The sequence below is a fragment of the Kitasatospora sp. P5_F3 genome (assembly GCF_054049135.1).
Map to the genome: position 1 here is coordinate 1 of NZ_JBFUMY010000106.1, position 10,646 is coordinate 10,646.

Consider the following 10,646-nt stretch of genomic DNA (forward strand, 5'->3'; position numbering starts at 1 on the left):
GGGCAGGCTGAGGCACTCGAGGGATCCGCCGAGCGGGCCGGGCTGGTACGGGCAGGCTGAGGCACTCGAGGGATCCGCCGAGCGGGCCGGGCTGGTACGGCTTGGCGGTGGTGGGAGTGCCGGTGGAGCCGTTCTGCAGGGCGTAGTCGATCAGGCCGCGCCAGAGGTGCTCTCGGCGCTTGTTCGGGTCCTCGGGAACGCTGTCGACGCCGACGAAAAGGACGCGGCGGGCGGAGGTCTGCCCGGCTGGGTTGTAGTCCGCGACCACCAGCTGCATGCCGTCACGCATCTCGCCCGGGTCGACCGGGACGTCGGACACCGCGTCGGCACCGGTGTCCCTGGTGAGCCCGCCGGCAGTGGCGGCTTCGACAAGCGTGCGCTCGCCCGAACCGGCGGGCGACGAGAAGGACGTTGCGGGCGCTGCGGCAGGGGCGGATGCGGCGGAAGCGGTGGGGTCGGCTTCGGCCACAGGGTCGCAGGCGGTCAGCGTCAGCGTGGCGGCGAGGACGACCGTGGTCAGGAAGATGCGGGGGACGAGGATTGGCATGGGCGGGGTCTCCCGGTTGTGTGGCGATCGGCTGGACTGCTGAACTCGATGGCCGCACGCTAGTGGCTGGAGGGGCGGGCGGGTGACCCGAGCTCAGTTCCCGTACCGCACTGGGACATGGTGGTGACGTAGGCGGAGCAGATCGACAGGCTGGCTGCGACCTCAGCGACGACCTCGTCACCATCGGCGTCAGTCCGTGGCCCGGCCCAGGGCGGTGGCGGCGGCTTTCGCGAGGGCGGAGTTGGCGAGGATCACGGCCGCCACCGCCTCCGGGGTCAGTTCCCCGCCGGGGCCGGCACGGCGACACGGAGGTTCCGCTGCAACTGGTCGAGGATCTCCAGGATGGACGCGCCGAGTTCCTGGGTGTCCTCATCGAGATCGGCGGTGGCCAGTCCGCTCGTCAGCGCCGTGACCGCGGTGCGCAGATGCTCGACAACGCTGACGGTGTTCTGCGGGAAACGCGGCCGGGCGAGAGCGGGGTACTTCCGGGTCGGCGAGTAGACCTGGCGCAGCCGGTCGGCGGCCGTCCGGAGGCTGTCGAAGGCCTCGTAACCCACGGCCGCCGGCACCCCGAGCGGTCGAAGGGGCGTGCAGGGGAGCCGGTGGTGTCGTGGGAGTATCGGCCGTCGATGCCCCGCGCCCGCAACCCGGCGGCGGTGGCTAGGTAGTCAAGGCTGCACCACGGCGTCGTTGACGGCCAAGATGTCCTCACGCACCCGGCGAACCGTCTCCTGGCGCTCCCGCGCGTTGGTCTCCTTCTCCTCCTCGGCCAGCGCCTGGTACTCGGCGCCGAGCAGTTGGCGGGCACTCATCAGTGCCTGGCACGCCCTGCGGACATCACCGTCGATCTCGGGCATCTCCTCGACCGTCACGGGCGGAACCCTCCTACCTCGACCGCGCGGCCACCCCAGCCTCCCTCTGCCCACCGGAAGCGCCGTCGCCGGTGAAGTGGTTGAACCGGACAATCCTGCCGTCGAGCAGCCAAAACTCGTTACCGGGCAACGCGATTCGGTGACCGGCTCGGAAACGATACGGGCGCGGCGCATCACGCCCCCCGAGCGACGGCGCCCCGCACCAGCGACACCCAGCCGGACCAGCCTTGGGACTCGGGGTCGACATGCGGGTGGAGGCTGTTCAGCTTGGGCTGCTCGAACTCCGCGGCCTCACCGGCGATGCTGTAGGAGTCACGCATCTCCAGATGCACCGCGGAGTACTGGGCACCGGCCAGCAGCTCGGAGAAGTCCGGCACGTTCTGCATCGTCGAGCGCCTTCCTGCTGATCTCCGCCAGGCGCAGCGAYATACGGGTCACGGTCTCGAGGTCGGGGTACCGACGGCATGGCCGGGCACCCACCGCGTACTGCCGACCTCCGTCAGCAGCACCTCACCAGGCTTCCAACCCTGGACGACCAGCCCCTTCGCCTCGTCATCCACCCACACCATCGGGCTCTCGTCCTTACCCGTGTTGGGATCGACCCCGCCGAACCGTAGCGCCCTGACACCCTCCCCTGGTTGCGCTGCTTTGCACGACCACTCCCCCACCACCGACCGACCGTCAAGAGCCCGAGAGCGCCGCGCGCGCGGCGGCGAAGTCCAGGTCGCAGCTGCCCACCCACAGCCGTCAGGCCGGTCACACTTGGCGTCGTTCGTGCGGTGGCCGGGCGGCAGGATCGTACGGCGGGCGGTCCAACTGCCGTCGGGGTGGATGTCGGTGAAGCCTTCGGTGGCCGTGGCCATCGGTGGCGAGGACGGATTTCCACTCGTAGCAGCCGTCGCCTGGGATGACGCTCCCACCGCTCTCCCGGTCGACCCGCTCCGGCTCGGCGAGCACCTCACCGGCCGGCGCGACGTTCCAGCTCGGGATGACGGCCTCGGTGGCCGGCCAGACGCCGGCACGCATCAGCTCGGCGAGGTCGAGCGCCTTCGACTCCGGGGGCGTGGGCTGAACTTGGGGGTCGCGGCAGGAACCGCCGGCTGGGTCCCCCAGTCAGGCAGAAAATGGCGGAGAGCCTGGCGCGCGCCGGGGAGGTACCGGGCGCCGAAGCCCTGCGCCGTCGAGCTCGCCGAAGAGGGCCGGCCACCGACCATCCGTCAGGGGGTCGACGGAATCGGCGGATCGGCCTAGGGTCGCGAACATGACAGTGATCTTCAACGAGGCCGTCCGCGCCCTTCTCGACGCACCTGTCCCGGCGGTGCTGGCGACGGTCAACCCCGACGGCGGCCCGCAGACCTCAGTGGTGTGGGTCGGTCGCGACGGCGACGAGCTGGTGATCTCCTCGGCCGCCGGACGCCGCAAGGTGCGTAACCTGGAGCGCGAGCCCCGGGCCAGCCTGACCGTCTACGACCCGGCCGACCCGCTGCGCTACGTCGAGCTGCGCGGCCGGGCCACCGTCCGCGAGGACGAGGGCCGGGCCCTGGCCGTGGCCCTCGCGGAGCAGTACGAGGGGCCGGGTGCCGGGACGGAGTACCTCGAACTCCCGCCGGAGGTGGTCAGGGTGGCGATCCGGATCTCCGTCGAGAAGGCGGCCGGCAACCTGGCCTCCCGACCCGCGGAACAGCCATAGACCCGACATGCACGACACGCCATGCTGATCCCTCAACGTCGGAACCTGCACGCGGCTTTCGGGAACTGACCCCCTCAAACTCCGCCGGGGCCCGGACCGCGACCTGGGCCTCGGCGGCCAGTGGTACCGGCCGGCCCGGAGGGATCGGGACGGGTGGCACCGCACCGTCGTCGGCCTTCGAAATCCAGATATCAAGTACGTAACTGATCGTCATATCAGCCTGCGGAAAAGTACTTTGCCTTCACAGGCCATCCCCTGTGAACGAGCACGACCGGAGAAGGCCTGCCCGTGCCTGCCCGCTCAAGGGACGGAGGAGCCGCTCGGTGTACACCGGCAGTGCGAAGGCGGCTGTGGCCCGCCGAACTGTCCGATACCTGCTCCGGGGCGACACCGGTGGTCTGGGGCTCGCTGCCGATGACGACGTCGTACAAACGCCGCGGTTCCGGCGGCAGTGTTGCTTCCGAAGCCTGCGGGTCCGGCTGCGAGAAGGCGGTCTGCTGTGCGGGCCGGTGGAGAAGCTGTGGGCGTCCGGGCGGCTGCCGCCATCGGTGGGGGTGAAGATCTGCCCGACAACGGGTGACGCCCACAACCAGCCGAACGGCCAAGTTGGGGCGCCTCGTTCGTGTCCGATGGCTTGCCAGGCCCGCGTTCGGCAGCCAACACGGACACCCGAATGCCGGAAGCGCCGGATGCCGGGTGAGGAGTCGGCCTCTGATCCACTGCTCACGGCTGTGGGCACCAGGCCCGGAACGACACAAGGAGCTGTTCCCGTGTACCGACGTATCTCAGCGAAGCGCGCCACCGTCCTGGCCGTCGCGGTCCTCGCCGTGGCCGGCGCGTTGAGCATCCCCGCCTCCGCCTCCGATGCCCCCGCCCCCGCCTCCGGCGGGCACCGGGTCATCGTCCTGCCCTCGGTCTCCCTCGAGTTCTCCGGGCCGGCCGGGGTCCGCACCACCGGCTCCGGGATCGTCAAGGACACCGACGGCAACGCCATCGGCACCGTCTTCCAGCGCTGCAACGCCCTCAACACCGCAGCCGGCAAGACCTACTGCACCGGCCTCATCGTCGAGGACTCGGGCAGCCAGGTCACCTACGCCGCCGCCGTCCCGAACGGGAACACCTTCCCGACCGCCTTCACCAGCGTGCTCACCGGCGGCGTGGGCAACTACGAAGGCGCCACCGGCCAGGCCAACTTCACCACCCGGAGCCAGGGCGTGGAGGACCTCAGCTTCCAGTAGACCGCCCCAGGCCGTCCGGACGGCCCGCACGTCACCCCGACAGCGCGGACGCGACCGCGGTGTTGACGACCAGCATCGCCATCACCCGGAAGTRCACCTTGCCGACCTCGACAACGTACTGACCTACGGTCACTGCGGCGACAAGCACCCGTAGCGCCGGTGCGGTAGGCGCGCCATGTGCCTCGCGGGCACGACGGTCCTCCTGACTCTCAGGTGCCCGAGGCGGGCTGTGGGGTGCCGGTGTGCCCGAGAGGCTGGGGGGTCAGGAGCTGGCCGAGGCCTTCGCGGGTGGCGGCGAGCACCGCCAGGTCGCCCCGTACCAGCAGGCGGTCGGGCGATGGGTTCCACAGGAGCTCGGAGGCGGTGGGGTGGGAGTGGGCGAGGTCGGGGGTGCGGTCGGCGGGTTGGGCGAGGTCGACGGCCAGGATGCGCCAGGCGCCGGGGCGGTGGGCCTGCTCGACGGTACGGCCGTCCAGGTGCGGGTTGGCGGCCACGTCGACGGCGACGACCAGGATCACCTCGCGGCCGACGGCGACGGCGCCGATCACCTGACGGCCCATCATCGCGGAGGCGAAGGAGGGTGCGGCGAGGAAGGAGACGCTGCGGCTGCGGGTGACGGCCGAGGGGTAGGAGCTCTTGAGGGCCTGGTAGACGTCGGTGGCGAAGTCGTCGTCGAACAGGCGAAGAACGGCGCGGACGTCCGGGTGGCACTCCCGGGCGTAGAGGGCTGCCTCGACGTTGGTGCTGTCGTCACCGGTGAGGCAGATCAGGGCCTGGGCGCGGGTGATCCGCGCGGCTTCCAGGACACCGTCCTGGGTGGCATCGCCGATCACCACCGGGACGCCGTAGGCGCGGGCCTGGGCGACGCCGAGCGCGGTGGGGTCCTTCTCGACGCACACCACCGGGACGTCCAGCTCCCACAGGCGTTCCAGCACCCTGCTGCCGACGCGGCCAAGGCCGACCAGCACCGTGTGGTCCTCCAGGCGGCGCGGCGGCCGGCGCAGGACGGAGTAGGTCCGGAAGGTGCCCAGGACCTCCAGCGCGACGGCGATCAGCAGTGGCATCAGCAGCATCCCGCTGATCGCCGAGAGGACCTGCAGCACCTTGCGGCCCCGCACCGCTCCCTCGGCCGGATCGGCGATGCCGAGCACGTCCAGCAGGGCCAGCCAGGCCGCGTACTGCGGACTGCTCCCGGTGACCCACCACGTCAGCCCCGCGAACAGGAGCACCAGCGCGCCCAGGGCTCCCAGCGCCCAGCGCAGGCGTGAAGCGAACAGCGAGCCCAGCGGAAGCCCGGCCAGACCGGGCAGCCGACGCGGTCGCCTTGGCCGCTGGTCGGAGCCGATCACCTCCAGCACCAGCCGACCGCCCTGGGCTTCGGCCGCTCCGGGGTCGGGCAGCAGCAGATCCGGCGGACCGCCCACCCCCGGCCCACCGCCCGGCACGGCCAGGACCGCGATCTGACCCGCCGGCGGCTCCGCGCCCGCTGCCGTCTCGGCCACCCGCAACAGCCGCCCGTCGACCTGCACCACATGGCTGCGGCCGGACACCACCGCCGCCACCATCGCCGGGGCAGCCGTCGCCGACGCCGAGAGCACCGTGGTCGACGCCTCCAGCGCCGCCGCCGACAAGCCCGGGTCACGGGCGAGCGCCGCCCGGTCGAGCAACTGCTCCACCCGCACTCCCAGCCTGCGGTTGAAGACGCGTACCGCCAGGCGGACCGTCGGGTTCAACCGCCTCGCCCGCAACGCGGCATGGATGTTGACCTGGTCGTCGCCCGAGGTCAGCGCCAGCGCCACCGCCTCCCGCACCCCCGCGGCCTCCAGCGCGGCGTCGTCCAGCACCGGCGCCTCCCGCACCGTGACCGGCCACCGGCCGTCCTCGGCCAGCGCGGCCAGCCGGGGACCGTGACCACGCAGCACCGATGGCAGCACCACCGTCACCCGCCGGCCGTACAGCGACGCCAGCTCCACCGTCAGCCGGTACGCCAACGCGTCATCGCCGCACACCACCATGTGCCCGACCGGCACCGGCACATCGTCAGGGCCACCCTCGCGGGCGGTCGGGATCAAGACCATCACGCCAGTCTGACGCCCACGAGCCGCACCCGGAACACCAAAGCGCGTGGAGATCGATTACGTTGACGAACCGTCACAACGTCAGCGACCCAGGCGGGACACTCGGGCCCCACCGGTTGAACATCGCAGCCGTCCAGCCGAGCTCGACGACGAATACGACACACCAGGACCAAGTGCGCTCCGCCGGCAACCCGGTGCCGACTCTTCGCCAACTGGATTGCCGTCCGCGCGCCCGACGGCGTACCGAGCCTGCCCACCACCCGCGTCTACCCGCTCTCCCAGGCGTCGTCGTCGCCGCAGACGGAGTTCTTCGACATCGCGGGCGTGGCCTTCAAGGGCATCCGCCGGTGATTGTTCCGCAGCCGCAGGTCGTTCCGAGCGGATTCGGCGGCGTGTGACCGTCACCGCTGCGACCCGTACCTCGGAGCAGCCGGCCGCCCAGGAGTAGCCCGGGACCAGCGCAGCACCGACCGGCCGCCGCTCCACCACCCCGCGCGGCCCGGCCCCGGCGGACGCCCAGAGAATCCAAGCCCCCCGCACCTGATTAGCGTCAAGGTCGCGCACGGGGTCGGTCCGGTCCGGTCGGGGGCCGGGCCGCTGCCCGCTGCCCGATGCCGGCTCGTGTCCCCCAGCCTGCTGCCCTCACGCCGCGGTCAACCTATGAGGTCATAGGTAGTCGATCGGTAGCCCCTCTGATAGAAATCTGCCGTCAGCCACATCTCGCGCTTCGCTTATTGACATAGCTGAGGACGCAAAGACCTCACGGTCGACCCCAAAGACCGCCGGAATATCAGCCCAGGCTAGACGCAATGTCTCGTACCAATTCACAAGGGGATTAAATCTTGAAGCTTCGCAGAGCAGCCGCAGTGACGTTGGCCGGTACATTCACCGCACTCGGCCTCCTGGCGCAGCCCGCAATGGCCAGCAGCGGCGACAACTCGGGCGCTTGGGTCACCGGCGGCACGGTCCACAACTACTGTGCCGTGGGAGACTTCTGCCTCTACACCGGCATGCTCTACTCCGGGCGCGTGTACGGACTGCCCAACTGCACGGACTACGCCTTGCACGAGTGGAACGGTCTCGGATCCTGGAAGAACAACCAGACCCCTGCCAACTACAACACCGACGCGGAGTTCAAGGATGCCGCCGGGAATGTCATCGGGCACGGGTGGCTCCAGTGGGGGGCTGATGCCGCCGTCAACCTCAACCCCGTGTACTACGTGCGCCCCTGCGGCTAAGGAAATCCTGGTCCCGCGACTTCGGAACCGTACTGGCTGATGAAGTTCGCTCGGGACTTTTCGAGTGCAGATCTCGTTGAGTTGTTCGGCTGATTCTTCGCGGAGCCCAGGTGGGTCCAGCCCGACGGCGCGGTACCGCCGTGGCAGACCGGGCATCTGTCGTGACCCAGCGGGCCATTTACCGGGCCCGAACCCATTCTCACGGCTCGTGTCCCACAGGCCGCTACCCTCACACCGTGGTCAACCTAGGCCTCGCGATTCACATAGCTGAGAGCGCAAAGGCCCCAGGGGTCCCAAGATCCGCCGGAATATCAGCCCGGACTGGGCGAAACGTCTTATACCAATTCACAAAGGGGATAAAATCTTGAAGCTTCACAGAGCAGCCGCAGTGACGCTGGCCGGTGCATTCACCGCACTCGGCCTCCTTGCGCAGCCCGCGATGGCCAGCAGCACCGACAACTCGGGCGCTTGGGTCACCGGCGGCACGGTCCACAACTACTGTGCCGTGGGAGACTTCTGCCTCTACACCGGACCGTCCTACACCGGGCGCGTGTACGGACTGCCCAACTGCACGAGCTACGCCTTGCACGAGTGGAACGGGGTCGGCTCCTACAGGAACAACCAGACGCCCGCCGGCTACAGCACCGACGCGCTGTTCAAGGCCTACGACGGGGATACCATCGGGATAACGGCGGGGTATCCGGTCATGGAAAGCATCAACTTCTCGCCGGTGTGGTACGTGGTCCCCTGCCACTCCTAAGGGAATCCCGGCACCGCGACTTCGGAACTGCAGTGGCTGATGGAGTTAATTCGAGGGTGCAGGTCTCGTTGAATTGTTCGGCTGATTCTTCGCAGAGGCCAGCCGGGTTCAGCCCGACGGCCCGGTACCGCTGCAGCGGACCGGGCCTTTGTCGTGACCAAGTGGACCATTTGCCGGGTGGTTTGTCGGGCGGTTCTCCACTGTTGGGTACAGCTGGTGGCCGGGGTCCAGCCCGAAACCCGATCTCACGGCCGCCGTCTGACTCCTCAACCGGATGTTGCCCGCCTAGTTAGGCACCCTGCCATGCTCGGGCGGCTGCAACACCGGACTGGGCCATGAGGGAGGCCGGTCCTTCCAAGGGAGCTTCTCCGGGATCCGGGCGTGCGCCCGGTGGGCCAGCCCACCGGGGAGTCCGTGCTCGCCCTGGTGAGAATCGCCGACTCCCCGCCGGCACTGGAGGGGAATGACGAAGATCCGGTCTGCCATGGGGCGGAACCGGATCTTCGTGTTGCGACCGCTGACCGGTCAGCCGGGCCCTTCAATGGGGCCAGGTATCGTGGCTTCTAGCTGTGGCCTCGGCGCAAACTACGCCGGCCTGAGGACAACCGAGTTGATGGGCGACAGATTTTCGACGTCATGCTCGCCCGGCTGCACATAGACCCGCACAGTCCCGGTACCGTTCCACCCCTCGCGGAGTTCGACCTTCCACCCGTCGGTCTGGTTGTTGAAGACGATGTGGTTCCCCTCCTGGTAGCTGAGGTTGTAAACCCCGTCCCAGAAGATGAGGTCCGGGTGGCCCCCGTTCCAGCCCTTGTCCTGCGCGTAGATGCAGGCCGCCCCGGACGGGCAACCCTGGTAGCTGCCCGATGCCTGCGCCGGGCCTGCCGCCAACACGCCTGTTGCCAAGGTCAGCGTCCCGGCGGCCGCCACGGCGGCGAACCTCGTACCGATCGACCTGCCACCAGGAATTCCTGCCAAACGCGCCATGTCTGCCCCAGATATCGGCGAAAGTGGGCGGTCCGCCGCCCGCGCACAAGGATGACGCCGTGGAAATCCGCAGGGAACCTGCAATCTCATAGGTTGACTGTGGCGCAGCACGACCGCCAGCACCGAGGCGGGCCGGTGGTCGGCCTGCCCGGCCTGCTGCCCCAGCACGGCCCCCTGACGGCCCCTCACGCGGCCGCCCTGGCCCCGCACCAACCACGCGGGCAGCTGGCCGGCCCCAGCCGGACGCACAGAGAAGGCCAGCGCAGCGCCCCGCCCGGACACCGACCAACGCCCGGGCTACGGGGCCGAGGAAGGGGCCGGAACGTCCACCACATCCATGCCGGTACCGGTCTTGCGGTACCGGGCAGGCAGGCGCAGCGGAGCGAGGCCCCTGCTTTGGCCGCGGAGCCGCATGCCGCAGTCGTCGGTGAGGATGCGGGTTCCGGCAGTCGGGTTGAGGCGGTCCAGGTCGGCTGCGCAGTTCAAGATCTCGATGTCGGCCTCGCCCCGGTGGTGCCCGGGTGGGTCGAGTCGGACTTCGAGGGTGAGGCCCTGGCGGACGTGGACAGCTTCGCCGGCGGCCTTGCGCTCGAGGTAGCGGCCGAGGCAGCGTCCTGGCGGCGGGCAGGCAGGCACGCTCAGTGTCAGACGGTGTTCCAGTCCTGGCCCGTGGGCCCTCCGGTGTCCCAGTCCACGTTGGACAAGAGGCCGACCAGGAAATGAACCACCACGATCAACACGAGCACCCCCACCCAGAAATGATCCTCGGGTCCTGGACGATGCGGGCCCCGTGAGCGGTCCGGCGCACCAGCAGCGTCACCCCTCCCCACAGCAGCCTCATCCCTGCCGGGTACGCGGCAACGGGCGGCCAGGACAGGACGGCAGGCAGGCCCGGCCGGGATGGTGGCCAGACGCAGCAGCAGGCCCAGGGCCGGCGGCCCGGCGGGCGACCGCCCTGAACAACACTCACTGTTCAGGGACCAATGGCCGGGGACAGTGGGGGGCCAGTGGCCGGGCCGGGGTAGCCGCCTGACGGAACGCCACCCCCGGCAGCCGGCTGACCCGTCTCGCCGTACTTTGATCAGTCTCACCAAGCTTTTACCGCTCGCCACCGTCTGCGGTCCCGGTTCGCGGGTTCAGGCGAGGGCGGTGGCGAGCAGGGCGAAGGCGGCGACGATGACGGCGACGCGGGCGTAGTGGTAGCGGTCCCAGCGGTCGCTCTGCTCCCTCCAGTCC

General features: G+C 69.8%; 10 protein-coding genes and 2 pseudogenes. 4 read left to right on the plus strand and 8 right to left on the minus strand.

Annotated elements, in window-relative coordinates; all coding sequences use genetic code 11:
* The 5 genes and pseudogenes from ACXJMZ_RS34260 to ACXJMZ_RS34280 all read right to left on the minus strand — a co-directional run.
* Positions 1 to 547 (minus strand): annotated as a pseudogene (locus ACXJMZ_RS34260) (hypothetical protein); the annotation flags it as partial.
* A 275-nt stretch (positions 548 to 822) separates the two neighbouring features.
* A complete protein-coding gene (locus ACXJMZ_RS34265) occupies positions 823 to 1,104 on the minus strand; it encodes a hypothetical protein (protein ID WP_457033926.1) in 282 nt (93 codons plus the stop codon).
* A gap of 111 nt (positions 1,105 to 1,215) precedes the next feature.
* Positions 1,216 to 1,419 (minus strand): hypothetical protein, encoded by a 204-nt coding sequence (locus tag ACXJMZ_RS34270; RefSeq protein ID WP_457033927.1) that lies wholly within the window; start codon positions 1,417 to 1,419, stop codon positions 1,216 to 1,218.
* Between the two features lie 13 nt (positions 1,420 to 1,432).
* Positions 1,433 to 1,666: a DUF6879 family protein gene (locus ACXJMZ_RS34275; RefSeq protein WP_457033928.1), complete on the minus strand. Its 234-nt coding sequence runs from the start codon at positions 1,664 to 1,666 to the stop codon at positions 1,433 to 1,435.
* Positions 1,593 to 1,805 carry a DUF6879 family protein gene (locus ACXJMZ_RS34280; RefSeq protein ID WP_457033929.1) on the minus strand — a complete coding sequence of 71 codons (213 nt, stop codon included), beginning with the start codon at positions 1,803 to 1,805 and terminating at the stop codon, positions 1,593 to 1,595. Before ACXJMZ_RS34280 ends, ACXJMZ_RS34275 begins: the two co-directional genes overlap by 74 nt.
* Before the next feature lie 875 nt (positions 1,806 to 2,680).
* Between ACXJMZ_RS34280 and ACXJMZ_RS34285 the strand changes: the two genes are divergently transcribed.
* Both ACXJMZ_RS34285 and ACXJMZ_RS34290 read left to right on the plus strand, forming a co-directional pair.
* Positions 2,681 to 3,109 (plus strand): PPOX class F420-dependent oxidoreductase, encoded by a 429-nt coding sequence (locus ACXJMZ_RS34285; RefSeq protein ID WP_457033930.1) that lies wholly within the window; start codon positions 2,681 to 2,683, stop codon positions 3,107 to 3,109.
* Positions 3,110 to 3,879: 770 nt separating this feature from the next.
* Positions 3,880 to 4,347, plus strand: coding sequence for a hypothetical protein (locus ACXJMZ_RS34290; RefSeq protein ID WP_457033931.1), 468 nt, complete (start codon positions 3,880 to 3,882; stop codon positions 4,345 to 4,347).
* A gap of 209 nt (positions 4,348 to 4,556) precedes the next feature.
* Here the strand turns inward: ACXJMZ_RS34290 and ACXJMZ_RS34295 are convergent, their stop codons facing one another.
* Positions 4,557 to 6,425, minus strand: a complete 1,869-nt coding sequence (locus ACXJMZ_RS34295) for an NAD-binding protein (protein WP_457033932.1) — start codon at positions 6,423 to 6,425, stop codon at positions 4,557 to 4,559.
* 842 nt (positions 6,426 to 7,267) lie between these two features.
* Between ACXJMZ_RS34295 and ACXJMZ_RS34300 the strand changes: the two genes are divergently transcribed.
* Together ACXJMZ_RS34300 and ACXJMZ_RS34305 are read left to right on the plus strand one after the other, a co-directional pair.
* Positions 7,268 to 7,663, plus strand: coding sequence for a hypothetical protein (locus ACXJMZ_RS34300; protein ID WP_457033933.1), 396 nt, complete (start codon positions 7,268 to 7,270; stop codon positions 7,661 to 7,663).
* Between the two features lie 364 nt (positions 7,664 to 8,027).
* Complete coding sequence (locus tag ACXJMZ_RS34305) at positions 8,028 to 8,423, plus strand: peptidase inhibitor family I36 protein (RefSeq protein WP_457033934.1); 396 nt, start codon at positions 8,028 to 8,030, stop codon at positions 8,421 to 8,423.
* Positions 8,424 to 9,008: 585 nt separating this feature from the next.
* Here ACXJMZ_RS34305 and ACXJMZ_RS34310 read toward each other — a convergent pair.
* Both ACXJMZ_RS34310 and ACXJMZ_RS34315 read right to left on the minus strand, forming a co-directional pair.
* Entirely contained in the window at positions 9,009 to 9,353 is a 345-nt protein-coding gene (locus ACXJMZ_RS34310; RefSeq protein WP_457033935.1) for a hypothetical protein, read from the minus strand.
* 1,193 nt (positions 9,354 to 10,546) lie between these two features.
* Positions 10,547 to 10,646 (minus strand): annotated as a pseudogene (locus tag ACXJMZ_RS34315) (DUF1772 domain-containing protein); the annotation flags it as partial.

Coding starts and splice junctions, on each gene's coding strand:
- ACXJMZ_RS34275 (WP_457033928.1), bottom strand. CDS start 1,666: ATGTCGACCCCGAGTCCCAAGGCTGGTCCGGCTGGGTGTCGCTGGTGC.
- ACXJMZ_RS34280 (WP_457033929.1), bottom strand. CDS start 1,805: ATGCAGAACGTGCCGGACTTCTCCGAGCTGCTGGCCGGTGCCCAGTAC.
- ACXJMZ_RS34285 (WP_457033930.1), top strand. CDS start 2,681: ATGACAGTGATCTTCAACGAGGCCGTCCGCGCCCTTCTCGACGCACCT.
- ACXJMZ_RS34295 (WP_457033932.1), bottom strand. CDS start 6,425: ATGGTCTTGATCCCGACCGCCCGCGAGGGTGGCCCTGACGATGTGCCG.